This is a genomic window from Halohasta salina (genome assembly GCF_024178165.1).
GTDB lineage: Archaea > Halobacteriota > Halobacteria > Halobacteriales > Haloferacaceae > Halohasta > Halohasta salina.
Genome location: NZ_JAMZIE010000002.1, coordinates 1 through 26,210, shown reverse-complemented (window position 1 = coordinate 26,210; position 26,210 = coordinate 1). Strand labels below are relative to the sequence as shown.

At 64.4% G+C, this 26,210-nt stretch carries 22 protein-coding genes and 2 rRNA genes; 18 read left to right on the top strand and 6 right to left on the bottom strand.

All coding sequences use genetic code 11. The features are described 5' to 3' along the window. Positions 1-22: 22 nt before the first annotated feature. Complete coding sequence (locus NKJ34_RS04095; protein WP_321169443.1) at positions 23-1,714, bottom strand: Na+/H+ antiporter NhaC family protein; 1,692 nt, start codon at positions 1,712-1,714, stop codon at positions 23-25. A gap of 275 nt (positions 1,715-1,989) precedes the next feature. On the opposite strand from NKJ34_RS04095, the gene NKJ34_RS04090 reads away from it, so the two are divergent. Continuing rightward, positions 1,990-2,202 carry a YgaP-like transmembrane domain gene (locus NKJ34_RS04090; protein WP_253737008.1) on the top strand — a complete coding sequence of 71 codons (213 nt, stop codon included), beginning with the start codon at positions 1,990-1,992 and terminating at the stop codon, positions 2,200-2,202. On the opposite strand, the gene NKJ34_RS04085 is transcribed toward NKJ34_RS04090, so the two are convergent. After that, entirely contained in the window at positions 2,203-3,057 is an 855-nt protein-coding gene (locus tag NKJ34_RS04085; protein ID WP_253737007.1) for a hypothetical protein, read from the bottom strand. It abuts the gene before it with no gap. Positions 3,058-3,207: 150 nt separating this feature from the next. Here NKJ34_RS04085 and NKJ34_RS04080 point away from each other — a divergent pair, with 150 nt between their 5' ends. From NKJ34_RS04080 to NKJ34_RS04030, 11 genes are all read left to right on the top strand, one after another. After that, positions 3,208-4,692, top strand: coding sequence for an ATPase domain-containing protein (locus NKJ34_RS04080; protein WP_253737006.1), 1,485 nt, complete (start codon positions 3,208-3,210; stop codon positions 4,690-4,692). A 1-nt stretch (position 4,693) separates the two neighbouring features. After that, positions 4,694-6,523: a PAS domain S-box protein gene (locus NKJ34_RS04075; RefSeq protein WP_253737005.1), complete on the top strand. Its 1,830-nt coding sequence runs from the start codon at positions 4,694-4,696 to the stop codon at positions 6,521-6,523. 255 nt (positions 6,524-6,778) lie between these two features. Next, positions 6,779-8,485, top strand: a complete 1,707-nt coding sequence (locus tag NKJ34_RS04070) for an L-lactate permease (RefSeq protein WP_253737004.1) — start codon at positions 6,779-6,781, stop codon at positions 8,483-8,485. Positions 8,486-8,641: 156 nt separating this feature from the next. Further along, on the top strand, positions 8,642-10,087 hold the full coding sequence (locus NKJ34_RS04065) for an extracellular solute-binding protein (protein WP_253737003.1): 1,446 nt from the start codon (positions 8,642-8,644) through the stop codon (positions 10,085-10,087). A 30-nt stretch (positions 10,088-10,117) separates the two neighbouring features. Further along, on the top strand, positions 10,118-11,146 hold the full coding sequence (locus NKJ34_RS04060) for a carbohydrate ABC transporter permease (protein ID WP_425491753.1): 1,029 nt from the start codon (positions 10,118-10,120) through the stop codon (positions 11,144-11,146). Continuing rightward, entirely contained in the window at positions 11,146-12,150 is a 1,005-nt protein-coding gene (locus NKJ34_RS04055; RefSeq protein ID WP_253737002.1) for a carbohydrate ABC transporter permease, read from the top strand. Before NKJ34_RS04060 ends, NKJ34_RS04055 begins: the two co-directional genes overlap by 1 nt. Before the next feature lie 4 nt (positions 12,151-12,154). Continuing rightward, positions 12,155-13,333 carry an ABC transporter ATP-binding protein gene (locus tag NKJ34_RS04050; RefSeq protein ID WP_253737001.1) on the top strand — a complete coding sequence of 393 codons (1,179 nt, stop codon included), beginning with the start codon at positions 12,155-12,157 and terminating at the stop codon, positions 13,331-13,333. A gap of 147 nt (positions 13,334-13,480) precedes the next feature. Further along, positions 13,481-14,575: a Gfo/Idh/MocA family protein gene (locus NKJ34_RS04045; protein ID WP_253737000.1), complete on the top strand. Its 1,095-nt coding sequence runs from the start codon at positions 13,481-13,483 to the stop codon at positions 14,573-14,575. A 79-nt stretch (positions 14,576-14,654) separates the two neighbouring features. Next, positions 14,655-15,623 carry a sugar phosphate isomerase/epimerase family protein gene (locus NKJ34_RS04040; RefSeq protein WP_253736999.1) on the top strand — a complete coding sequence of 323 codons (969 nt, stop codon included), beginning with the start codon at positions 14,655-14,657 and terminating at the stop codon, positions 15,621-15,623. Between the two features lie 3 nt (positions 15,624-15,626). Beyond that, on the top strand, positions 15,627-16,757 hold the full coding sequence (locus NKJ34_RS04035) for a Gfo/Idh/MocA family protein (protein ID WP_253736998.1): 1,131 nt from the start codon (positions 15,627-15,629) through the stop codon (positions 16,755-16,757). A gap of 91 nt (positions 16,758-16,848) precedes the next feature. Beyond that, complete coding sequence (locus NKJ34_RS04030) at positions 16,849-19,890, top strand: FAD-binding and (Fe-S)-binding domain-containing protein (protein WP_253736997.1); 3,042 nt, start codon at positions 16,849-16,851, stop codon at positions 19,888-19,890. A 26-nt stretch (positions 19,891-19,916) separates the two neighbouring features. On the opposite strand, the gene NKJ34_RS04025 is transcribed toward NKJ34_RS04030, so the two are convergent. Continuing rightward, entirely contained in the window at positions 19,917-20,489 is a 573-nt protein-coding gene (locus NKJ34_RS04025; protein ID WP_253736996.1) for a halocyanin domain-containing protein, read from the bottom strand. Between the two features lie 164 nt (positions 20,490-20,653). On the opposite strand from NKJ34_RS04025, the gene NKJ34_RS04020 reads away from it, so the two are divergent. Both NKJ34_RS04020 and NKJ34_RS04015 read left to right on the top strand, forming a co-directional pair. Then, positions 20,654-21,037 carry a winged helix-turn-helix domain-containing protein gene (locus NKJ34_RS04020; protein ID WP_253736995.1) on the top strand — a complete coding sequence of 128 codons (384 nt, stop codon included), beginning with the start codon at positions 20,654-20,656 and terminating at the stop codon, positions 21,035-21,037. Between the two features lie 49 nt (positions 21,038-21,086). After that, complete coding sequence (locus tag NKJ34_RS04015) at positions 21,087-21,611, top strand: CinA family protein (protein ID WP_253736994.1); 525 nt, start codon at positions 21,087-21,089, stop codon at positions 21,609-21,611. Here the strand turns inward: NKJ34_RS04015 and NKJ34_RS04010 are convergent. Further along, positions 21,608-22,798 (bottom strand): redox-regulated ATPase YchF, encoded by a 1,191-nt coding sequence (locus NKJ34_RS04010; protein WP_253736993.1) that lies wholly within the window; start codon positions 22,796-22,798, stop codon positions 21,608-21,610. The two genes, NKJ34_RS04015 and NKJ34_RS04010, sit on opposite strands and share 4 nt — an antisense overlap. A gap of 161 nt (positions 22,799-22,959) precedes the next feature. Between NKJ34_RS04010 and NKJ34_RS04005 the strand changes: the two genes are divergently transcribed. The 4 genes from NKJ34_RS04005 (at position 22,960) to NKJ34_RS03990 (ending at position 25,647) form a co-directional block, all read left to right on the top strand. Continuing rightward, positions 22,960-23,283, top strand: coding sequence for a DUF8124 family protein (locus tag NKJ34_RS04005; protein ID WP_253736992.1), 324 nt, complete (start codon positions 22,960-22,962; stop codon positions 23,281-23,283). 79 nt (positions 23,284-23,362) lie between these two features. Continuing rightward, a complete protein-coding gene (locus tag NKJ34_RS04000) occupies positions 23,363-24,820 on the top strand; it encodes an APC family permease (RefSeq protein ID WP_253736991.1) in 1,458 nt (485 codons plus the stop codon). 114 nt (positions 24,821-24,934) lie between these two features. Then, positions 24,935-25,141 (top strand): HVO_2922 family protein, encoded by a 207-nt coding sequence (locus tag NKJ34_RS03995; RefSeq protein ID WP_253736990.1) that lies wholly within the window; start codon positions 24,935-24,937, stop codon positions 25,139-25,141. Positions 25,142-25,191: 50 nt separating this feature from the next. Then, positions 25,192-25,647 (top strand): YbhB/YbcL family Raf kinase inhibitor-like protein, encoded by a 456-nt coding sequence (locus tag NKJ34_RS03990; protein WP_253736989.1) that lies wholly within the window; start codon positions 25,192-25,194, stop codon positions 25,645-25,647. 202 nt (positions 25,648-25,849) lie between these two features. Here NKJ34_RS03990 and rrf read toward each other — a convergent pair. Further along, positions 25,850-25,971, bottom strand: a 5S ribosomal RNA gene (rrf, locus tag NKJ34_RS03985). A 118-nt stretch (positions 25,972-26,089) separates the two neighbouring features. Beyond that, positions 26,090-26,210: ribosomal RNA gene (locus tag NKJ34_RS03980) — 23S ribosomal RNA — on the bottom strand; the annotation flags it as partial.

Here is a 26,210-nt window from a genome sequence, read left to right as displayed (position 1 = left end):
GGTCGTGGTCATCGTCGACCGATCAGCCGCCGAGCATCGCGAACCCGAAGACGAGCAGGAGGTAAGCGACGACCACGCCGACGGTCACCGCCGGGATCGCCGAGAGGTGGTCGTAACTGCCGTTGGCCCCGTCGACCTCGCCGCGTTCGATCCGGTCGATGTCGACGGCCCCCGAGTCGATCTCCTCGGCGGTCGGCATCACCTCGGGGAGTCCCTTGCGGCGGGCATCAAGCTTGTTGAGGACGACAACCGCGGCGGCCGTCAACACGAACGCGAGCGGGAGTGCGACGAACGGGCTCTGCATCCCGAACCCATACAGGAAGAGCACGATCACGGTGACACCGGCGGCCGTCGCGGCGAAGGGGATCTGTGTATTGACGTGGTCGATGTGGTCCGAGCCGGCGAAGATCGACGACATGACAGTGGTATCGCTGATCGGCGAACTGTGATCGCCCCAGATCGCCCCGCCGAACAGCATCGCGATCACGACCGGCAGCACCGACGGGCCGACGAGTTCGAAACTCAGCGGGATCGCCAGCGGCGTCAAAATCGCCATCGTCCCCCACGAGGTTCCCGTCGTGAACGCGACGAACATCGCCGCGATAAAGATGATCAACGGCAGGAAGCTCCCGGGAACGCCGCTGCCGACCAGTAGGTCGACGATGTACTGGGCGGTGCCGACGTTCTCGGCGGCCAGCCCGATGCTCCAGGCGAGAACGATGATCGCGATTGCGATGACCATGGTTTTGAAGCCATCAATGATGACCTCGCTGGCCTCTTCGAGATCCATTGTCCGGTAGGCCAGCGAGCCGACTAGTCCGGTGAGCATGAACGCAAAGGAGCCGTACAGCAGGCCGAGGGCGACGTCGGTCTCCTGAAACGCCGTCGCGATGTCGACGTCGGGTTGGGGGCCGCCGCCGAGATACCACATCGAGACCAACCCAACCACGAGCAACACGAGGATGGGCGCAAAGAAGTTCATCAGCGAGGGGTTCTTATCGCTGGGTTCACCGACGTCGGCCGACACGTCCGACAGCGGCGTCGCATCCTCGCGGATCGTCCGGCCGGTCGACCGGGCGCGCCACTCGGCGTTCAGCATCGGACCGAAAAACCGCTGGGTGATGGCGATGAAGCCGACCATGAAAAACGCCATGAAACAGTAGATGTTCCACGGGATCGACTGGAGAAACAGCCCGAAAGCGGTGACCCCGAGCTGGTCGACGGTGGCCTGTGTCGCCTCGAAGCCGACGATGATCATCGAGACCTGAAAGCCGATCCAGTTTGACACCGGGCCGAACGTCGTCACCGGCGAGGTCGTCGAGTCGAGCGCGTAAGCGTGCATCTCCCGTGAGGAGTCGTTGTCCTGGGCGAGTTCGCGCGTGGCGTTACCCGTGACGACGGTGCTCGTATACGAATCGAAGAAAATGAAGACGCCGATCAGCCACGTGAGGATCTGCGACTCGCGGGCGGTGGTTACCCGGTCGCCAATTGTCTGTTCCAAGGCTAGAATGCCACCCGACCGATAGATGAACGCCGCCCCGGCCCCCATAAAGAGGATCAGGATGACGAATTTGGTGTTGAACGGGGTCCGTAGGACCTCGACGAGCCAGTCCATCGTCAGCGCCGTGGCACCGATGGGGTTCCACCCGGCGACGAGCAACGCCCCGATCCAGACGCCAGCGAACAGCGACACCAACACCTGCCGGGTCGTCATCGCCAGCACGATCGCCAGCAATGGCGGTGCCAGTGCGAGAATTCCAAAGTGCTCAGTCATGACTATTGTTGACAAACTACATCCGAATAAATCTAAGTATGGTCAGGCTCTGAAGAATCTCGCTTCAAAAATTCGGTTTGGAATGGAACACAGTTCGGACGGTCGACCACAGTGACGAGTCGCTCGTCGAGCCAGCGTCGACTGGTGAGGGCAGGCAGCGATCGTCGACTGCGGGTTGGCGAAGCTACATATGCCAGTCGACCCAAGGGACTGCTATGACGCCTGAACAGAACGTCGGCGGTACGGATCGGCTCGTTCGCGCGCTGCTCGCGGCGCTGCTGTCGGTGGTCGCGGTGAGCGCGCTCCGGAATCGGAACTACCTGACGCTGTTGGTCGCGGGAGCCGGGGCGCTTGGCCTCGGCTTCAACGCGACGACCTGTTTCTGCGGACTCAACGAGGCCCTCGGTATCGACACCGCCGAGGAGTAGCTACCGCAGGTCGACCAGATCCGGATGCGACTGCAACCGGTCGGGCACCCCGGCCAGCGACCGCTCGCCGGCGGCAACGCGGTCCCGGAGTGCCTGCCACTGGCTGTGGCGGGCCAAGATGACGACCGGCACTGTCTCTAGCTCCAGCAGTTTGGCGATCGCGAGGCGATTGCGGCCGTCGTAGAACAGGAGCTCGCCGTCACGGCCGACGACGAGGGCGATCTCGCCGTCGACCGTCCGAGTGTATTTGTTGGGCCGGGCGTGGTCGAGCGGCGCGTCGCTCCCCGAGGCGAGCAGCTCGGCCTGCGTCCGGTACCCCTCGCGGTCGACCCGCTCGTAGAGCCGATCGATCTCTCGGCAACGCCGGTCGACGTCGGCGGGAGTGGTACACCCCCACGGCGTCCCGCCGGCGTCGATGGTATCGAGACACTGGCCGTAGAGGTCGGTCTCGGGCCACGGCACGCCGACCTCGAAGTGGGCCCGGAACGAGCGGTAGACGACCGAGTCGGCGAAGGGATGGCGGTCGACGTCCCAGTCGCCGCTCAGCACCCCGCCGGCGAAGTGGTAGTTCGGGAGCCGCAGCGGGTGGGGGATCGCCTCTCCCCGGTCGGGAGTGAGCTCCTGCCACGAGATCGAGTCGATGATCGCTGCGGGGTCGACCCGGTAGAGCCGGTAGGGATCGGTCGGAGCGGCGTGGCGGAGTCGGACTCGGAGTCGGGTGGCGTCGACGAATAGCCGCGCACCGCAATCCCGGAGCCGGTAGACCGCGGGTGCAACCGCGGGGTGAGCGGCTGTCAGTCCGGCTGCCGACGCCCGCACCGAATGGACGAGCGAGTGGTAGGCCTCCCGGATCATGGAGGGCGTCTAGCCGGGACAACAGCCGTCGGTCGAATAAACCTATTTCAGCGGTCGACGACAGTCGACGCCGCCGGGAAGACAGTGACCCAAACCCTTATTCGGAAATACGGTAAACTCAGGATAACCGAATCGTATATGGGTGATCTAATGGACGAGTCGAACGGGACACCGAGCAGGGGGATCGAACCGGTCAGCTCGGGGATTCCGGAGCTCGATCAGCTGCTCCACGGCGGGTATATCCACGGTCGAATCTACCTGATTCAGGGCGTTTCGGGCACTGGCAAATCGCTGTTGGGCCAGCACTTTCTGGAGGCGGGACTGAAAAACGGCGAGACGGTCGTCTACATCCACGGCGAGGAATCGAAGGGCGATATCGTGGTCAACGCCGACCAGTTGAACATCGACATCGCCGAGGCGGAGTTCCTCGATATCGGACCGGGAACGGACTTCTTCGCCGAGGACATCGCCTACGAACTGGTCGAGACCACCGAGATCGAGTCCGAACGGTTCACCAAGGACATCAAGGAGGTCATCGAGGCGACCGACCCCGACCGGCTGCTGATCGACCCGATCACGCAGCTCCAGTACGTCGAACGCGACGAGTACCAGTACCGCAAGCGCCTCCAGTCGCTGATCCGGTTCCTCAGGGACCGACAGGTGACCACCGTCGTCACCAAAACCACCCACGGCAACGAGGGCCACCACACCGGCGACGATTTCGAGTCGCTCAGCGACGGTATCGTCAACCTCTATCTCGACGAGAGCGAGCGCCGGATCGCCGTCCCCAAACACCGGGGTATCGGACAGATCGACGGCACCCACGGGCTGGAGATCCGCGAAGACGGAATCGAGATCTACCCGCAGGTGATCCCCGAACACCGGAACCGCACGTTCGATCCGGCGCTGCTGTCGACGGGCCATGCGGCCCTCGACGATCTGCTGGGCGGCGGCATCGAACGGGGAGCCGTCTCCTTTATCAGCGGACCGACCGGGGTCGGCAAGTCGACGACCGGCGCACAGATCCTCGATGGGATCGTCGACGCCGGCGGGACGGCCCTCGGCTACCTCTTCGAGGAGACGATCGAACAGTTCAGCTACCGGTGTGAGAACCTCGACATTCCGGTGTCGGAGCACATCGACCGCGGGTCGCTGCGGTTGACCGAGTTCGAGCCGTTGGTACGGTCGGCCGAGGAGTTCGGTCAGCACGTGTTGGCGGAGGCCGACGAGCACGACCCCGACGTGATCCTCATCGACGGCCTCTCGGGGTACAAGATCTCGATGCAGGGCGACGAGAGCCGTCTGGTCAGGCGACTCCACGGGCTGACACGCGTGCTCAAGAACCGCGAGATCGCGGTGTTGATCACCGACGAAGCCGACCATCTCACGGGCATGCCGCGGGCGACCAGCACCGACACCAGCTACATCGCCGACAACCTCGTCTTTCTGACCTACGTCGAGGTCGACGGGCGGCTCGAACGGGCGATCGGCGTCGTCAAAAAGCGGCTGGGGGACTTCGACAGCCGGTTCCACCGGGTGACGATCGAGAGCGATCGCGGGCTAACGGTCGCGGGGGCGTTCGACGGGATCGAAGGGATCATGGACGGCTCGCCGGTCCACCGACGAGACGAGTGAGATGTCGGACCAGCCGAACGACGATATCGTCGGGGAGTCGGGGGCCGCGGAGCCGAGCGACGACACCCCCCGAATCCAACTGCTCGTCAACGGCGACGGTGATCGGGAGGCGCTGACGTCACTGCTCGAGCACCGCTACGAGGTCGTGACCGACGAGACGCTGCAGCCGGTCGACTGCTATCTCGTCGGCGACCGCAGGCTCTCGACGGCCCGGTCGGCGCTCGAAGCGCGCAAGGCCGACCAGCATCCGACGTTCTGCCCGGTCGTCCTCCTCCGGCGGTCCGAGCAGACGACGGTCCGGCAACCCGACGACGCCGAGCCGCCACTGATCGACGAGGTCGTCACCGCGCCCGTCGACCGGTCGACGCTATACCGGCGGCTGGGGAACTTGCTGGCTCGCCGCCGGCAGTCGGTCGAACTCAGCGAGAAGTACGCCAGCAGCCGGCTGCGGTTCCAGCGACTGTTCGACGCGACGAACGACGCGCTGTTCGTCGTCACGCCCGATGGCGAGGAGATCATCGAATGTAACCCGGCGGCAAGCGAGCTCTCGGGGTACAGCCGCGAAGCGCTCCGCGCGCTGGATCCACGGGAGACGATCCGGGGCGACGACGAGACGTTCGGGGCGTTCCTCGATCAGGTCACCGAGGCGGGAGAGGGATACTCCGGCGAGCTAACGTGTGTCACGAAAGCTGGCGAGCGCCGGTATCTCGACGTCTCGGGGTCGACGCTCGATTACGACGGCGAGACGGCGGTCGTGCTGTCGGCCCGGGATATCACCGGCCGAAAGCGACGCGAACAGCAGCTCCAACTGTTCCGCAAGGCCGTCGAGAACGTCGGTCAGGCGGTCGTGATCACCGACCGGGAGGGGATCATCGAGTACGTCAACCCGGCGTTCGTCGACCAGACGGGCTACAGCCGCGAGACGGCGGTCGGCCGCACCCCGCGGATCCTGAAATCCGGCAAGCAGACCGAGGGCTTCTACGCCGAGCTGTGGGAGACGATCCTCGACGGCCGGCGGTGGGAGGCGACGATCATCAACAAGCGGCAATCCGGCGAGCTCTACCGTGTCAAACAGGAGATCTCGCCAATCACCGACGACGACGGCGAGATCACCCACTTCGTCTCCATCGAGTCCGACGTCACCGACCGCCGGCTCCGCGAACAGCAGCTATCGGTGCTCAACCGGGTGTTGCGCCACAACCTCCGCAACGGGATGAACGTCATCGAGGGGAACGCCGACCTGCTCAACGAGCGAATCGACGACCCCGAGAGCCGGTCGTTCGTCGACGCGATCGCCGAGCGGGCGGCGGCACTGGCGGCTCTCAGTCGGAAGGCCGGCACCATCGACTCGCTGTTCGACCACGAACCGCCGGGAGAGGCCACCGCCGACCTCCGGACGCTGTTCGAGACGGTCGCCACGGAGTTCCGGGCGGCCTACCCGGACGCCGAGCTGTCGGTCGCCGACATCGATCCCATCGCGGTCAAAGCCGACAGCCGACTCCGGGTGGCGCTGACCGAACTCCTCAACAACGCCGCCGACCACAACGAGCGGGCGACCCCGCGGGTCGGACTCACCGCCACCCCGACCGACTCCGACCGCTCCGGAGAGTGGGTCGACATCATCATCGTCGACAACGGGGCCGGGATCCCCGAACAGGAGCGGGCGACGATCGAAACCGGCGAGGAGACCCCGCTACGCCACGGGACGGGGCTGGGACTGTGGCTGGTCTACTGGACGGTCTCACTGCTTGGCGGCGAAGTCTCCATCGAGAACCGGCCGTCGGGAACCCGTGTCACCCTGCGGCTGCCGCGGGCGACCGCGGATAAGTGACCGGCTAGCTGTCGACCGCCGCCAGCGGAGCGACGACCGGCCACACCCCGATCGATGGCTGCCGAACTCACGTCCGATCGGCTCACATCCCGTCGCCGTCGGCCGGACAGTTCTATCAACAAGATCCATGAAATACTCACCGCTGACGCGTGATTTATACCTCGAACCGGGATCAATCGTGATAGGTTATGTGTGTACATAGGGTACGGTCCGGCGTCGCGTCGAACCGTCGACACGGCTATCTGTGGGGTTCCGATGAGTGAAACGCTGTTTGCGGCACTCCCGTTGTTGATCGTCGCCGCGCTGTTGGTCGGGCTGTTGTGGCCCGCAGTCAGAGTGATGCCCGTCGCATGGGGGACTGCCGCGGCCATCGCGTTCGTGGTCTGGGAGCTGCCGCCGACCTACATCGCCGCCGCCAGCATCAAGGGTGCGATGGCGGCCATCGAGATCCTCTGGATCGTCTTCGGCGCGCTCGTGTTGTTATACACGCTGATGCGCTCGGGGGCGGTCGACCGGATCAACGCCGGCTTCGCACAGATCAGCGACGACCGACGGGTGCAGGTCATCCTGCTCGGCTTCTTTCTGGCGACGTTCATGGAGGGCGTTGCCGGCTTCGGGACGCCCGCGGCGGTCGTCGCCCCGCTGTTGTTGGCGTTGGGGTTCCCAGCGCTGGCGGCGGTGATCGCCGCGCTGATCGGCCACGCCATCGCCACCGTCTTCGGCGCGGTCGGCACCCCGATCATCGTCGGCTTCCAGCAGCCGCTGTCGGCCGTCGAGGGGCGAATCCTTGATGGGACCGGCCTGACGGTCACGGAGTTCTCCGCGGAGGCGGGGATCTATGCGGCGCTGTTGAACGGGCTGTTGGGGATCCTGATGCCGCTTGTCGCCGTGGCGATGGTCGTCTACTTCTTCGGCGAGGAGCGCAGCCTCAAACCCGCCGTCGGCGTCCTCCCGCTGGCGATCGTCTCGGGGATCGCCTTCGCGGTTCCCTACGTCGGGGCGGCCTACCTGATTGGGCCCGAACTCCCCTCGCTGTTCGCCTCGATGCTCGGCGGCGGGGTCGTCGTCGGCCTGCTGCGGGCCGGCTTCCTCGAACCGAGCGACGACTGGGAGTTCCCCGACCGGGAGACGTGGCCCGACCACTGGGTCGGCACGATCGAACCCGGCGGTGAGGAGGCCAAATCCGAGGCCGGCACCGGCGACGACGGGTCGATTGCCTCGATGGGACTGCTCCGGGCGTGGTCGCCGTACATCATCCTCTCGGTGCTGTTGATCGCCACCCGCGTCGTCGACCCGATCGCGGCGTTCCTCCAGCAGGGGCCGTTTTTGGCCATCGGCTGGGACGTCTTCGGCACCGGCCTCGAAGGGGCGATCAGGTGGGCCTACGTCCCCGGCACGTGGCTACTCGCCAGCGCGCTGATTGCCATTCCGCTGTTCGGGATGGACCGCCAGCAGGTGACTGGCGCGTGGGGTGAGGCCGCCGGGAAGATCGTCTCGCCGGCGGTGGTGTTGATGTTCGTCATCGCCATGGTCGAGATCATGCTCAACACCGACGCCGCCACGACCGCCGTCGACGCCAGCATGATCGTCGTCCTCGCCGACAGCACGGCGTCGACGGTCGGGGCGGCCTACCCACTGGTCGCGCCGGTCGTCGGCATGATCGGCTCGTTCGTCGCTGGCTCGATCACCGTGAGCAACATCACCTTCGCCGCCTTCCAGTTCGAGGTCGCCACCGCTCTCGGCATGCCGGCGACGATCCTCGTCGCGGCCCAGACGATCGGCGCGGCGATCGGCAACACCATCGCCATCCACAACGTGATTGCCGCGCTGGCGACCGTCGGCCTCGTCGGTGCGACCGGCCGGGTCGTGCGCCTCAATCTCATCCCGGTCGCCTACTACCTCGTCGCTGGCGGCCTCCTGACTACGCTGGGCGTGTACGTGATCTGGCCGGGGCTCTTCTAGCCGCTCCGGTCGACCGACTGTTCTGCCGAGATAACTGTTCTCTCGTCCGATTCCGACCATTGCCAGTGCGGTAAATATGTAAAAAATAAAACTAATAATGGCAGTTGTATACAACACCAAAATATATATAATGTGTATACGACATTGCTAAACGTAATGTTCGATACTGAATTACACGGACGCGACAGATCCGCCGGCATCTCGCGCCGGCGGTTCGTACAGGCGGCAGGGGCATCGGGGATCGCGGTCGGCGTAGCCGGCTGTACGGGTGGCGGCGGCGACGGTGGCAGTGGTGCTGTCGTCGTCTCGGCCGACCAAGAGATGGTCGACGCTTCCGAGGAGATCGTCGCCGCGCTCCGGGAGGCCGGACTCGACAACGACATCGAGGTCTCGATCGAGGCCGAGGACTTCGAGACCGACAGCCGCCGACAGACCTACAGTTCGGCGCTGAACGCCGGGCGTTCGTCGCCGGACCTGTTCATGATGGACAGCGGGTGGACGATCCCGTTCATCGTTCGCGAGCAGTTGGCGAACCTCGAAGAGGAGCTGTCGAGCGACGTACTCGACCGGATCCGCAACGAATACCTCTCGGCGTCGGTCGCGACCGCCGAGCATCCCGAGTCGGGCGATCTCTACGGCGTGCCGATCTTCCCGGATTACCCGGTGATGCAGTACCGGAAAGACCTCTTCGAGGACGCCGGGTACAGTCCGGAGAGCAACAACTGGGCGACCGAAGCCATGTCTTGGCAGGAGTTCTCCCAAGCCGTCGCCGACGTCCATAGCCAAAACGAGGATATCGACTACGGCTTCACGACGCAGGCGGCAGCCTACGAGGGGCTGTCCTGCTGTACGTTCAACGAGACGATGTCGAGCTTCGGCGGCGCGTACTTCGGCGGCCGGGAGAACCTCTTCGGTCCGGTCGGCGAGCGACCCGTTACCGTCGACGAGGAGCCCGTCATCGAGGCCCTGCGCATGATGCGGGCGCTCATGTACGGCAGCGACGACCCCGAGGCGGCCGAGGGGTACGCACAGATCGCTCCGAGTTCGATCGTTCAGTGGACCGAAGAGGACGCCCGCGGTCCGTTCACGGCGGGCAACGCGATTGCTCACCGCAACTGGCCGTACGCGATCACCAACAACGACGAGGCCTTCGGCGAGGATCTCGGGACGATGCCACTACCGTACGGCGTCCCCGAAAGCGAATCCGAGTACGACAACCTCGGTGGCACCCGCGCGGCCCTCGGTGGGTGGCACCTGACGCTGAACCCCAACTCACAGAAGACCGAAGACGCGGTGCAGGTCATCGAAGCCTGGACCAGCGAGGAGGTCATGCTGGCGATCTTCGAGTACGCGGGGAACCTGCCGCCGATCCCGAGCGTCATGAGCAACGTCGGCGAGGACGAAGTCGGTCCCGTCGGCCGCTACATCGACACGCTCGAAGTCGCCGCTGAAAGCGCGATCGCTCGGCCGGTGACCGACCTGTGGCCCAACCAGTCGTCACTGATCTTCCAAGAGGTCCACGACGTCTACACCCAGGAGAAAACGCCCCAAACGGCAATGGACGATCTGGCGGCCCAGCTCGAAGAAAGCGACACCCGATAACTACCCACCAACACCACATTCCTTATTCGCATGGCAACCGACCACACCAACACACCGGTCGACTCCGGGGACGACAGCGGTGGCGTGTTCAGCGGCGTCTTCACGTGGATGGAAAACCTCAGTGAAGCTGCCTACGCCTACCTGCTGTTGATTCCCGGCTTCCTGCTTTTGGCACTGGTCGCGTTCTATCCCCTCTTGTCGACGTTTCGGATGTCGTTGCTGGCCGACGAGACCCGCGGTGCCGAGCCGCTCGGCGGGTTCGTCGGACTGGAAAACTACATCAACGTCCTCACGGGAGAGACGCGGCTGAGCCGGGAAGTAATCGACGTTGCACTCACATCCAACTTCCCGTTCGTCGAACTCGGAACTCCGTTTTTCCGCCAAGCACTGTTTGTCACGCTCGCGTTTGCGATCCTGAGCGTCGTCTTCGAGACCACCATCGGCTTCGGACAGGCGATGGTCCTCGATCAGGAGTTCAAGGGTCGACGCTGGGTCCGCGTGGCGATCATCCTGCCGTGGGCGATCCCGATCGTCATCCAAGGGATGCTGTTTTTCCTCATGTTCCAGCCGACCGTCGGCTTCGGCAGCGACATCATGCAGGCGCTCGGCCTGTTCGGCGACAACCCACTGGCCTCCAGTAGCGACTCGTTTTTCATCGTCCTGATCGCCGACGTCTGGAAGACCTCGGCGTTCATGGCGCTGTTGATCCTCGCGGGCCTCCAGAGCGTCGACCGGAGCCTCTACGACGTGGCGAAGGTCTCTGGGGCGACCCCATGGCAGCGATTCAAACTGATCACCCTGCCGATCGTGATGCCCGCGCTCATCGTCGCGATGCTGTTCCGGACGATGGACGCCATGCGCGTCTACGGCATCATCGAGTCGACGGCAGGCTGTTCGACCGTCCCCTCGATGACCTGTCTGGTAATCGATGGGCTGTTCGGCGGCACCCGAATCTACGGCACCGCCGCGGCGGTCGCGTTCCTGACGGCGGCTGCGATCGGCGTCTTCATCGCCGTCTATCTCGTGAAATTCCGTGACTCCGAAGGAGGGTTCATGTAATGTCGACTGACCAACCGACAGAGACGGTCCTGACCGACGACGACGAAGAACCGGAGATCGATCGCGGCCCCTTCGAGGCGTGGGCGGCGAAAGCGATCCAAAACCCGAAACGGGCCTACAAAGCGTTGTTCTACACGGCGACGGTGTTCTTCCTCGTCACCACGCTGTTCCCGTTCTACTGGCTGTTCATGGTGGCGCTGACCCCCCGTGACAACCTCCAGGACGTGGGGTTGGTTCCCTCTGGATTCGATCCCTCGCTGCTGGCACAGGGGGATCTCACGATGGGAACGAATCCGGGCGTCATCGTCGACGTGTTCACGCTGATCCCGTTCCACCGCTACATGTTCAACAGCTTCGTGATCGCGACGGTGACGACGATCGTCGTCATCGTCGTCGCCAGCCTCGCGGGCTACGTCTTCGGGCGGCTCCAGTTCCCGGGTAAGCAACCGCTGATGTTGCTGGTGTTGATCGTCTCCTTTTTCCCACCGGCGGCGTTTTTCATCCCGCTGAACGAGCTGTTCAACACCAACGTCGACGTGTTACGGCCGATCTTGGCCGACGGTAGCCTCTACAACACGCCGTACGCGATGGTGATCCCCTTCAGCGCGATCTTCATGCCGCTGGCGATCTTCATCCTGACGACGTTCTACTCGCAGATCCCCGACGGGCTCGAAGATGCCGCCCGGATCGAGGGCACCACGCGGCTCGGCGCGCTGTTCCGCGTGATCATGCCGCTTTCAGCCCCCGGCGTCGCCACCGCGGGCGTGTTGACGTTCATCGCGGTCTACAACGAGTTCTTCTTCTCGTTCCTCATGACCGACGGCAGCGCCAACAACTGGGCTCCCATCGTCGACGGGATCCTCCAGTATCAGGGCCAATACGAGGTACTGTTCAACGTGATGGCGGCCGCGAGCATCATCGGCGTGTTGCCGGTGGCAATCCTCGTGGTCGTCGCACAGGAAAAGATCGTCAGCGGGCTCACAGCGGGCGCACTCAAGGAGTAACACCATGGGAAACGTTACACTCGAACACATAACCAAGCGGTACGACGACGTAACGGCAGTCGACGACATGAACCTCGACATCAGGGACGGCGAGTTCGTCACCTTCGTCGGTCCATCGGGGTGTGGCAAGTCGACCACGATGGAGACCATCGCGGGGTTGACCAAACCCACCGAGGGGACGATCAACATCAGCGGTCGGGACGTCACCGACCTCCCGCCGAAAGACCGTGGGATCTCGATGGTGTTCCAGAACATCGCGCTGTTCCCACACATGGACGTCTTCGACAACATCAGCTTCGGGCTCCGACTCCGTGACTACGACGACGAGGAGATCCAGCGTCGGGTCGACCACGCCGCCGAGGTCGTCCAACTGGAGGACATGCAGGACCGGATGCCCGAGGAGATGTCGGGCGGCCAGCGACAGCGCGTCGCCATCGCGCGGGCGATCGTCCGCAACCCCGACGTGTTCCTGATGGACGAGCCGCTGGCGAACCTTGACGCCAAGCTCCGGGTTCACATGCGCACGGAGCTCCAGCGGCTCCACAAGGAGCTGGATACGACGATCATCTACGTCACGCACGATCAGGCCGAGGCGATGACGATGTCCGACCGGATCGCCGTCATCGACTCCGGCCAGCTCCAGCAGATCGACCCGCCGCTGGTCTGCTACAACGAGCCCGCCAACAAGTTCGTCGCCGGCTTCATCGGCTCGCCGTCGATGAACTTCGTCGACGGCGAGGTAACGGCCGACGGCTTCGAGTCCGAGCACATCAGCGTGGAGTTCGACCCGGCGACTGCTGGCGTGAGCGTCGGCTCGCAGGTCACCCTCGGGATTCGGCCGGAAGACGTCTACGAGGTGGGGAAGGTGTCGACGGTCGAGGATCCGACCGCCGAGATCGACGCGCGGACCGACGTGCTTGAACCGATGGGCAACGAGGTGTTCATCTACCTGCTGTTGAGCGAGGACGCCGAAGCCTCGATGGATTCGACCCAGTCCGACGATCAACTGCTGATGAGCACCGACCCCGACACGACACTCGGCGAGAACGACACGATCAACGTCGTCCTCGACCGGAGCAAGGTCCACCTCTTCGATGCGATCTCGGGGGAGGCGATCGCCCACGGGCTTGCCGACCCGACGGACGCGTCGACGGCCGAAACGGGGGTCAGCTCCAGCGACTGAGTCCTGCGTCCTGCTGACGGCGGTTTTCCCCCGCTCGACGGCGGTCGGGACGGACCCGAAACGGGAGGCACCCCACGAACATCGGGTCCGAACCCCGACCGGGCATGTAGCGTGAACTTTAACAACACCTATAGTAACTATTTAGCAATGAGTCAAGACACACCACTGCGAGTCGGGATCGTCGGACTTGGTGGCATCGGCCACCACCACGCCGACCGGCTCGCCGACCACGAAGCGACCCTCGTCGGCGGCGTCGACATCAGTGGCGAGGCACGCCGCCAGTTCGCCGAGAAATACGACGTCCCGACCTACGAAGACGACGCGGAACTGCTCGCGGCGGTCGACGCCGTGTTGATCACCACACCCAACCGGTTCCACGAGGAGTACGCCGTCGCGGCCCTGGAGGCCGGCGTCGACGTGTTGCTCGAAAAGCCGCTGGCCCACACCGTCGACAGTGCCGAGCGGATCGCCGCGGCGGCGCGCGCCGCCGAGGGCTTCTGTATGGTCGGCTTCAACAACCGGTTTGCGCCGCCGGTGGAGGTCATCAAAGAGTACCAGCAGGCCGACCGATTCGGCGAACTGACCCACGTCGAGGCCAACTACGTCCGTCGCCGGGGAATTCCGGGCCGGGGGTCGTGGTTCACCTCGAAGGAGGTCGCCGGCGGCGGCGCGCTGATCGACATCGGCGTTCACGCCATCGATCTGGCGCTCTACCTGCTGGATTTCCCGACTGTCACCGAGGTTTCGGGCACTGCGCGCTCGCAGTTCGGCACCCGCGAGGACTACGCCTACGTCGAGATGTGGGGCGATGATGTCGGCCCCGAGGGGTTCGATGTCGACGATTCGGCCAGCGCCTTCATTCGGACCGAGGCGGGCCAGACGATCTCGCTGGACGTCGCGTGGGCGACCAACCGCCCAACGAACGACGAGTTCGTCCTCCGGGGCACCGAGGCGGGCGCGCGGTTCGATCGCGCCAGCGACGATCTCACGCTGTTCGAGGCCGACGGCGCGGGCACCGATCACCTGACCGACGCCGAAATCCGTACCCAGTCGACCGACACCCACCGCGCCGAACTGGGCTACTTCCTCGATCACGTCGGCGGCGCGGCCCCCGAACGTAACACCGTCGACGAGGCACTCACCGTCCAGCGCGTGATCGATGCCATCTACCGGTCCTCCGAGGAGGGCACGGCTGTCTCGCTGGAGCCCGACCCCGTCCGGGCCACCCCGCCGGAGCAGTAACTCCCCGACTGCCGGCTGAAACGTCCCATATATAAATTTTTCATAAACATTTATTCGGGGTGTAGTAGTTACTTCTCACATGGAGCTTGGTGTACTAACCGTCCCGCTCGGTAACCGGCCACGTGAGGAGGCATTCGAGTATTTCGCCGACATCGGCGTCGACTGTGTCGAACTCGGCGTCGGTGGCTACCCCGGCGAGGACCACGTCGACCGGGAAGCACTGCTCGGCGACGAGGACGCACAGGCCGACCTCCTGGGGTTGCTCGAGGAGTACGACCTGTCGATCAGCGCGCTGGCGACTCACAACAACCCGCTGCATCCGGACGACGAGCGGGCGGCCGAAGCCGACCGCGAGCTCCGTGAGGCCATCGAGTTGGCCGCCGAACTCGACGTCGGCACGGTCACCTGCTTTTCGGGGCTCCCCGCCGGCGGACCGAACGACGAGGTCCCCAACTGGATCACCGCCCCGTGGCCGGTCGAGCACGACGACGCCCACGAGTACCAGTGGACCGTCGCCGAAAACTACTGGACCGAGCTGGCCGAGGTCGCCGCCGACCACGGCGTCGACGTCGCCATCGAGATGCACCCCAACATGCTGGTGTACGAGCCTCACGGGATGCTGCGGCTCCGTGAGTTGACCAACGAGCGGATCGGTGCGAACTTCGACCCCTCGCATCTCTACTGGCAGGGCATCGAGGTCACCGACGCGATCCGACTACTCGGCGAGGAGGACGCGATCCACCACTTCCACGCCAAGGACACCAAGATCTACGAGCCACAGGCCCGCGAGAAGGGCGTCCTCGATACGACCGCCTACACAGATGAGCCCAACCGGTCGTGGCTGTTCCGATCGATCGGCTACGGCCACGGCGAGAGCCACTGGAAGGACGTCGTCTCGACGCTCCGGATGGTCGGCTACGAGGGTGCACTCTCCATCGAGCACGAGGACTCGCTCACATCGGCGACCGAAGGGTTGGAGAAGGCCGTCGACGTCCTCTCGCGAGCCATGTTCGAAACCGAACCCGGCGACGCCTACTGGGCGGAGTAACCCATGTCGGAGCCACTCACGATCGGGATGCTCGGCTACCGGTTTATGGGGAAGGCCCACTCGAACGCCTTGGCCCGGCTGCCGATGTTCTTTCCCGACGCGCCCGCCGTCGAGCGCCACACGCTGATCGGCCGCGACGAAGACGCGCTGGCCGATGCGGCCGACCGCTTCGGCTTTTCGCACACCGCAACCGACTGGGCCGCGGTGATCGACGAGGTCGACGTCTTCTACAACCTCGGACCGAACCACCTCCACGCCGAGCCCTCGATTGCGGCACTGGAAGCCGGGACGCCCGTCCTCTGTGAGAAGCCGCTGGCCCCGACACTGGAGGCAGCCGAGGCGATGCGGGATGCCGCGGCGGCGGCCGACGTGCCGGCGGGCTGTGCCTTTAATTACCGGTTCGTTCCGGCGATCCAGTACGCCAAGCGACTGATCGAGTCGGGCGACCTCGGCGAGATCCACCACGTTCGCGGCCGCTACTTGCAGGACTGGCTCGTCGACCCCGACGCGGAGTGGGCCTGGCGGATGGACGCCGACCTCGCGGGCTCCGGCGCGCTCGGCGATCTGGGGGCCCACACCGTCGACCTCGTGCGGTTCCTCGTCGGCGAGCAGGCGGGCGACATTGAGCGGGTGTCGGGCCACCTCCAGACGTTCGTCGACGAACGGCCGGTCTACGACGACGAGGGGACCGTCGAGGAACACCGACCGGTGACGGTCGACGACGCCTACAGCGCCCAAGCCGAGTTCGCAAACGGCGCGGTCGGGACGTTCGAGGCCTCCCGGTTCGCCACCGGCCACAAGAACGACCACACCATCGAGATCCACGGCTCGGAGGGGGGCCTCAAGTTCTCCTTGGAGCGGCTCAACGAGCTCGAAGTCCTCACGGGAGAGAGCCGCGGCTACGAGACCGTGCTCGTGACCGACGAGACCGACCCCTACGTCGACCACTGGTGGCCGCCGGGCCACGTCGTCGGCTGGGAACACACCTTCGTCCACGAAAACTTCGAGTTCCTCTCGGCAGTCGACGCCGGCGAGGAGTTCTCGCCGTCCTTCGACGAAGCCTACCGGGTCCAAGAGGTGCTCGACGCCATCGAGCGCAGCGACGACCGCGGCGCGTGGGTCGACGTGGCCTGACCTCCGACCCCTGGTACCGTTCCCGACTGCCAAGAGAGACCCAAACAGTAATTCATCCGAATTACGAAGACAAAGCTAGCTAACTGCTACCATGAGTAAACCGAAACCAACTGCGGCGTCCGATCCGGCAGCGGACGCCCGGAGCAACTACGACTATCGGAGCGGAGATGTCGAGCGGCCCGACCTCGTCGACGACCTCGAAGCGCTGGTCGACGGCGACGTCCGGTTCGACAGCTACACCCGCAACCTGTATGCGACCGACGCCAGCGCCTACAACCAGCTACCGATCGGCGTCGTCGTTCCGACGTCGACCGCGGACGTGCAGGCGGTCATGGAGTACTGCGCCGCCGAGGGGATTCCCGTGTTGCCGCGCGGCGGCGGCACCAGCCTCGCCGGCCAGACGGTCAACGAGGCGGTCGTCCTCGAATTCAAAAAGGAACTCAACGACGTGATTTCGGTCGACCCCGAGGCCGAAACGGCCACCGCCGAGCCGGGGATCACCCTCGCACGGCTGAACAACCGCCTCGAAGACCACGGCCTCAAATACGCCCCCGATCCGGCGTGGGGCGACAAGAGCGTCCTCGGCGGCTGTATCGGCAACAACACCACCGGTGCGCACTCGCTGAAATACGAGAAGGCCGACGGCTACCTCGAATCGGTCGAGGTCGTCCTCGCGGACGGCACGGTGACCACCTTCGACTGGATGGCCGTCGACGAACTCCACGAACGGGCCGAAGCGGCCGCCGCGGCCGACGATCCGGGGATCGAACAACAGGTCTACCGGGTCGTCTCGGACGTCCTTCGGAACCAACGCGAGGAGATCGAGGCCCGCTATCCGGACCTGATGCGGAACGTCTCGGGGTACAACTTCGACAAACTCCTCGAGGACGCCGAGAAACGGGGTGAGGTCAACGTCGGGCGGCTGCTGGCCGGCAGCGAGGGGACCCTCGGCATCGTCACCGAGGCGACCGTCTCGCTCGAACCGGTCCCCAACGAGACCTCGGTCGTCCTGCTGACCTACGACGACGTGCTGTCGGCGATGGAAGACGTCGCGCCGATCCTCGACCACGATCCGGCCGCGGTTGAGGTGATGGACGACGTCCTGTTGGATCTCGCCCGCGAAACCCCGGAGTTCAAAGAGGCCGTGGGGACGCTGCCGGAGGGCACGGATTCGACGCTGCTCGTCGAGTTCTACGCCGAGTCGGTCGACGACGGCAAACAGAAGGTCGCCGATCTGCTGGCCGACCGACTACCGGACTACGAGGCCGCGGTCGACCCCAGCGACGATCCCGTGACGACGACCGACGAGTTGCAGGCCGTCGACGCGCTGGAGGCCTACGACGACGACCGCCAAGCGAAGTTCTGGAAGATGCGGAAGGCCGGCCTGCCGATCCTGCTGTCCCGTACTGGCGACGACAAACACTGGCCGTTCGTCGAGGACACCGCTGTCCCCGCCGAAAACCTCCCGGAGTACGTCGCCGACATCCAGGAGCTGTTCGACGAGTACGACACCTTCGCCTCCTACTACGCCCACGCCGGTCCGGGTGTGCTCCACATCCGACCGCTGATCAACCTCAAAGCAGACGACGGCGTCGAGACGATGTTCGAGATTTCCGACGCCGTCACCGATCTCGTCATCGAGTACGGCGGCTCGGTCTCGGGCGAACACGGCGACGGCCGCGCCCGGACGACATGGAACAAGAAACTGTACGGCGAGGCGATCTGGGCGTCGTTCAAGGAGCTCAAAGCCGCCTTCGACCCACAGGGGCTGTTGAACCCCGGCAACGTCAGCGGGGACTTCGACCCCACCCAGAACCTCCGCTACGACAGCGACTATAGCTTCGATGCGGGCTTCGAGCCGACACTCAACTGGAAGACCGAAAACGGGTTCCAAGGGATGACGGAACTCTGCCACGGCTGTGCGGGCTGTACCGGCCACCAGGATACGACGGGGTCGATCATGTGTCCGACCTACCGGGCGACCGAACACGAAGAGATCACCTCCACGCGCGGCCGGGCCAACATGCTCCGCCGGGCGATGAGCGGCGATCTCCCCGACGACGTGTTCAGCGAGGAGTTCACCCACGAGGTGCTGGATCTCTGTATCGGCTGTAAGGGCTGCAAACGGGACTGCCCAAGCGGCGTCGACATGGCCAAACTCAAAACGGAGGTCAAACACGAACACCACAACCGGGAGGGGATCCCCCTCCGTGACCGGGTGTTCGCCAACGTCGAGACGCTCTACAGTCTCGGCAGCACGTTCGCGCCGCTCTCGAACCTCGCGGCGAAACTCCCCGGCAGCAACGTGCTGCTGGAGAAGACGCTGGGAATCGCCCGCGAGCGCGAACTGCCGACGTTCAAACGCGAGACGCTCCAGAAGTGGGACCGAGGTCGGACCCCGACGGTGTCGGCCGCCGAGGCCGACCGGAAGGCGTTGGTGATCGCCGATCCGTACACGAACTACACCCAGCCGGAGGTCGGCAAGGCCGCGGTGCGGACGCTCGAAGCCGCCGGCGTCCACGTCGCCATCCCCGAGGAGGTCACCGACAGCGGTCGACCGGCCCACTCGAAGAGCCTGCTGGACCACTCGCGGTCGACCGCACGGGCGAACGTCGAGGCGCTGGCACCACTGATCGACGACGGCTGGGACGTCGTCAGCGTCGAGCCCTCGGATGCGGTCATGTATCAGGAGGACTACCTCGACCTGTTGTCGGGGCCGGACGTCGAGGCAGTCGCCGACAACACCTACAGCGTCATGGAGTATCTCGACAGCTTCCGCCTCGACGGGGCACTGGAGGCCGACGCCGACAGTGAGGTCGCCTACCACGGCCACTGCCACCAGACGGCCGCCAGCCGGGACCACCACGCGGTGGGCGTTCTCCGGCGAGTGGGCTACGATGTCGACGTGCTGGATACGACCTGCTGTGGGATGGCCGGCTCCTTCGGCTACGAGGCCGAACACTACTCGATGAGTCAGGCGATCGGCCAGCTACTGTTCGACGCCGTCGACGAGTCGCCGGCCACCGAAGTCGTCGCGCCGGGGACGTCCTGCCGCTCACAGCTGGCGGACTACGAGAAACAGTACGGCAAACCGCCACACCCGATCGAGAAAGTCGACGCTGCGCTCGACTGATCGGGACGTGTCGGGCCGTTGGTCGGTTATTCGACGATAACTGCGCCGACTTTGCCGTTGCCCACGTGGGGCTCACAGAGGTAGAGGAAGTTGCCGGCCTCGTCGAAGGTTTCCTCGGTGGTGTGGCCCGCGTCGGCGATCAGTTCTTCCTGCGGCGAGACGTCGAAGTCGCTTTCGTCGGCAGCGACGACGTTGTGATCGCCGCCCTCGCCAGTCCACTCCCAGACGATAGTCGTCCCGGCGTCGACACGGACGGCCGCCGGATCGAACGCGAGGCCGATCTCGCCGGCACCGACCGAGACGGTCACGGTGTCCTGTCCGGTCGCGTCGACGGCCGCTCCGTCGTAGCCGCGGGCATCGTTGTCGCTGAGGTAGCTGTCGACGGCGTCCGGAACCGACTCGTCGGCGTCACCGCCGGCGTCCGCGTCGCCGTCGCCGCCGGTGTCCGCATCGGCGTCTCCATCGTCCGTCGATTCGTCGGTCGGTTCGTCGTCGGCAGTCGGCTCGCTCCCTGCACAGCCGGCGAGGCCGACTGCGAGGGTCGATCCGCCGATAGCGCGCACAACAGTTCGTCGATCGTAGCGGCTTGTGTCAGTCATAACGACTCGTCTATTGTACGTGTTCGAGACACCTAAACGGACAGGTATTTGCGCTCAGGAGGACGGTGATCGAGGCCACGGTGGCGGCCGGAATACGGTGCGGGCGAACCGACAGCAGCGACTAATAAGTATATTTATCCGAGTGTCGGCTCTACCAGTGTATAATGGTTCGCGACCCGTCGGCTCGGGACGACGAGTTCCGGACCGAGGACGTACTCGACGTGCTCGGTGACGAGCCAACCAGACGGATCATCGAAACCCTCTCCGAGCCGATGACCGCCAACGAGCTGTCGGAAGCCTGCGATATTCCGCTGTCGACGATGTACCGTAAACTCGACCATCTCACCGAGGCATCGCTCGTCACCGAGTCGACACAGATCCGACAGGGCGGCCAACACACCACGCGATACGAGCTCGATTTCAGCGAGATCGGGGTCTGGGTTAGTGAGGATCACAGCCTGAGTGCCGACATCGATCGACCGAGCCGGGAGTCGACGGCCGACCAGCGGCTCGAAGAGCTCTGGACACAGATCCGCGAGGAAACCTGACGCCTCGACAGCCGAACGGTTCAAGCCCCCGCCCCGAGACAACACGGTCATGCCAACGACCCCGACCGATGGGATCGCGAAAACGGTCGGCGACCGCCTCCGGGACCGAGGGGAAACCCTCTCGGTCGCCGAATCACTGACCGGTGGCCGCGTGTGTGTCCGACTCACGAACGTCTCCGGCGCGAGCGACTACGTCGACCGCGGGATCGTCGCCTACTCGAACACGGCCAAACAGCAGGAACTCGGTGTCTCCCGCGAGTCACTCGACGCCGACGGCGCAGTGAGCGCGTCGGTCGCCCGCGAGATGGCCCGCGGAATCCGTGATGCCGCCGGCACGACGTGGGGTGTGTCGACGACCGGCATCGCGGGGCCGACTGGCGGGACAGCGGAAAAGCCGGTCGGCCTCGTCTACGTCGGCGTCGCCTACGCCGGACCGTGGGGCAGCGAGTCGTCGTTCGCGCGCGCGGATCGACACGTCTTCGACGGTGACCGGCAGGCGGTCGCCAAGCAGAGCGCGACGGCGGCGCTGGATGCGCTCGCCGACGCAATCGACGACGTCGAGGCGGACGATTAGTTGGTCGAGACGATCTCGACGACATCGCGGTGGTCGAGTTCGTGGTCCGACCCGATCTGTCGGTTGCTCCGGCAGTCGATCCCGTGGAGGAGTCCCTCACCGATATCGGAGTGAAGGAAGTAGGCGAAGTCTTCGGTTGTCGACCCTTCGGGCAGAATAAAGCAATCCCGGAAGACGCCCTTCTCGTCGGCACTCCCGTTGGCGCTGCCGGGGAAAATCGCAATGCTTCCGAGCACGTCGAACAGCGCAGTCTCGATGGCCTGCTGGACCCCGGTGCCGCCGTACTCGCCGACGAACTCCCGGATCTGTTCGAGGCCGGCCTCTTGTTCGGCCGAAATATCGTCGACGATCTCGAAATCGTCGTCGCCCGCCGTGTAGTCGACCACGCCCCCCTCGGCGGCGGTTTTCAGCGCCTTCTCGGCGTGGGCACTCGTCGGGACGAACGTGAGATGGTCGTAGTCGGGATCGGTGGTGATTTCCTCCCAGTTGGCCTGTGCCTCGGGGGTGTCCATCTTGTTGGCCGCGATCAGCATCGGCTTCGTGCGCTTTCGGATCTCGCGGGCCAGCGCCTCCCGGTCGTCGGCGTCCCACGTCTCGGTATCCAGTTCGAGGCCGAGCGAGAGGATGATCTGCTTGATCTCGTCTTTGTTCGTCTTGAACGCGCTCATCTGCTCGGCGAGGTCGACCTCGATCTTGGCCTCCGCCCCCTGATACTTCGTCTCGTGTTTCTCGATGCCCGACTCCAGAATGCCGAGATACCACATGTCGAGTTCGTCTTCGAGGAAGTCGATATCGTCCCTCGGGTCGTGGCCCTCGGTGGCCTCACCCTCAATGTCGGTCTTCCCCGAGAAGTCGACGATGTGAATCAGGACGTCGGCCTCGTTGAGGTCGGTCAGGAACTGGTTGCCGAGGCCGTTGCCCTCGTGTGCGCCGGGGATGAGGCCGGCGACGTCGACGAGTTTGGTCGGGACGAACCGCGTGCCGTGCTCACAAACGCCAACGTTTGGGGTGCAACTCTCGTCGAACTCCGGGGCCGCACAGTCGACGCGGACGTAGGCCTCGCCGACGCTGGGGTCGATCGTCGTAAACGGGTAGGCTCCCTCGGGAACGTCGTTCATCGTCGCCGCATTGAAGAAACTGGATTTGCCGACCGATGGCTTGCCCACCAGGCCGATCTTGTAGCTCATTACCCGTGGTGGCCGCTCGGTCGGCAAAAACCGTTCTACCTCCGGGCTCTCCGCGTTGTGCTACCGTTAGCCACGGGCTACCGGTGAGTAGGGGGAAACTACTCGCCGGCCGTTCGCCGTCGACCCACAGTCGTTTTGCCTGCGGTTGTCGAAGGGAGACTATGACCGCCGACGACAGCGACGGCGACCGCTTTCTGGTCGCCATTCACGTCACCGAGTCGGAACTGGAGTTCGTCGTCCGCGTCCCGAGCGATATCGACTCGGGGTGGCGCGATCCCGAAGCCTTCCAGCAGCTCGTCGCCGAGGTGACGTGGGACCACCTCGATCAGGAGTCGACGCTGTGCTCGATCGCCGCGGAGGGATCGCCCGGCGATACCGTGACGCTCGGGAGTGTCACCCTGCAGTCGGACGGCACCGTCGTCTCACACGATCTGTCGGTGCCTGATTTCGTCGACAGCGGTGACGAAAGCCACGAGCAATCCTGATCGCAATCGCTTCCGACAGTGGTGTAGGTCCGACTGTCCACAATATTAGGCCACTGCAGCACGACGACTCGACTCGGATGTGGCTACTGTGTCCCCCGACAGAAACTCTTCCGAGTCGGTAGCGGAGTCGACCGACGAGCTCTCCCGTGAGATCGGCCTGCTTGGAGCCACCGCAATCGGCGTCGGGACGATGATTGCGGGCGGAATTTTCGTCCTCTCCGGTCTTGCGGTCGCCAACGTCGGTGCAGCGGCGGCTGTCTCGTTCGGGCTCGCGGCGATTGTCGCCTCGTTTACCGCGCTGACCTACGCCGAGTTCGCGACTATCTATACCGTCGACGGCGGTGGCTACGCCTACGTCGCCGAGGTGTTCGACTCCGAGTGGTCGTATCTCATCGGCTGGCTGATGATTCTCGGCTACCCCGCGAGCGCGGCGTTCTATCTCGCGAGCTTCGTCGACTGGTTCGCCCGATTCCTCCTACCGGCCCTCTCGATCGGTGATGTACTCCCGTTTTGGCTGCCGGGTGTCGGCGTGCTCGCCCTGCTGATCGGCGTCAATCTCGCCGGCGCCGAGGAAACTGGGCTGTTCCAGCTGGTCGTGACCGGGCTCAAAATCGCACTCATTGGCCTGTTCTTGTACGGCGGACTCCAGGGTTTCGAGTCGACTGTCGTTGAAACCTCGCTTTCGAAGAACATCACTCAGTACGGTGACATTGCGCTCACCTCCGGGCTCGTGTTCATCACGTTCTTCGGCTTCGAGGCGATCGCAACCAGCGAGGGCGAGATCAAACGCCCCGAGCGGACCGTTCCGCGGGCGATCTTCCTGAGTATCGGACTCGTGACCGTGCTGTACGTGCTCGTCGTCCTTGTGGTCGTTGTCGCGATCAACGACAGTGCCTTTCTCTCGTTTCTCGCCGAGCGAACGGGGCTTGCCTCCACGGACACTGCTACTCGGTTCCTCAGCGAAAACGGAGAGGTCGCGATGGCGCGTGCGGCCGAATACTACCTTGGAGATGTCGGCTACTACCTGTTCATTGTCGGCGCGTTGGTCTCGATGATTTCGGCGGCCAACGCGACGATTCTGGCTGGCTCACGAGTGAAACTGGCGATGGCCCGGCGCGACCACCTTCCGAATCCGGTCCGACGGGTCGACCCACAGTCGGGTGTCCCGTCGACCGCGGTCGTCGTGACCGGCGGGCTAATCCTCGTGTTTTTTCTGAGCTTTACGGTCCTCTTCGGGACGGCACCGGGGCGGACCGGCCAGCCGGAGGGGATCGTGCTCGGCCTCGAATCATTGGCCCACTTCGCGGATTTTCTCCTTCTCAGCGGCCTCATCTTCGTGAACGTGGCACTGATTCAGTCCCGACGTCGGGAGCCCGACCGCGAGCGTCGGTTTCGCGTTCCTGGTGTTCCATGGGTTCCGCTGGTCGCGATCGGCTCGAATCTCGCGCTGCTCGCCAGTCTTGAAGCGGTGAGTATGATGCTCGGCATCCTCGCGGTCATCGTCGGCATCGTCTTCTGGTTCGGTGCTTTCGAATAGCCGAAGTCGGCTCGGCGTTCGTTGGAACCCGACTGGGCGTTCGTCGACCGGTCGAACACACCTCGGTGCGATGGCACCACCAGACCGAAGTGGCTACTCGACCGACAGCAAGCCATGGCCTCAGCGACCTTCGAATGTTACGAGGACAACGCGGGACAGTGGCGGTGGCGACTCGTCCATCGAAACGGGAACATCATCGCTGACAGCGGCGAGGGGTACGCCAGCCGTCAGAAGTGTGAACAGGGACTCAACAGCGTCAAACGGAACGCGCCGGAGGCCGACGTCGTGACCGTCGACATACCGACAGACACCCACGAGTAGCAGCGCGGGCGGCCAGCACACTTACTCATGTCGACGCCGAGTGCCAACCGATGGCACAACTGCAACTCGTGAGTCCGGCGTTCGAGGACGGCGAGTCGATTCCCCGCGAATACGGGTACACGGAACGCAACGTCAACCCCCCGCTGGAGATCGATGCAGTCCCCGACGACGCCGCGTCGTTAGCACTGATCGTCGATGATCCAGATGCCGTCGAACCGGCAGGTAAAGTCTGGGACCACTGGGTTGTCTGGAACATCGATCCCGATACCGAAACCATTCCCGAAGACTCGGACGCTACGAACGCTGTCGAAGGCCACAACGACTACAGGGAGCGCAGATACGGTGGCCCAAACCCGCCGGACCGTAAACACAGCTACCGGTTCCGCCTCTATGCCCTCGGCCAACAGGTCGATCTCGACGCCGGGGCAACAAAGGATAGTCTCCTAGATGCGATCCAGGGCCACGTTGTCGACGAGACCCAGCTTGAGGGAACGTACGCACCCTGATCAGACACATCCAATACCAGACAGCCCAGCCGCTCTCGAATTAGACGAATGGTTGAGCAGCCAGCCACAACCGGGAGCTATCGCTCGTCACGTACAAAAATGCAAAAAGCCCACAAGCGATAGCTATTGCTTGCGGGCTTGGTATGAGTGTGATCCGTGTGGATCACGGTATGAGGGTGATTCCAGCGGAATCACCGATGAGTAGGGGCGGCGAACCACGGCTCCCAGAGGGTCTCCCACTCCAGTACTGCGTGGTACGCAGACGAGCTTAACTTCCGTGTTCGGGATGGGTACGGGTGGAACCTCGTCGCTATGGCCGCCGTAACGCCGACCAGTGGAGTCGAACCACTGCAAGTCCAAGTCGGTCGAACGGTCCGTACGATCGTGTGAATACGTGCAATCCAGTTTGCGCCTGGACCCATTACAATGGGTCAGTGCATAGTATGATTGTGGCTCGGTCTGTTAGTTCTCGTGGGCTCAACACCTCGTTGCCTCGGTGCGCACACCCCGAGTCTATCGAACTCGTCTTCTACGAGTGACCTCTGTGGTACGTCTTTTTCATG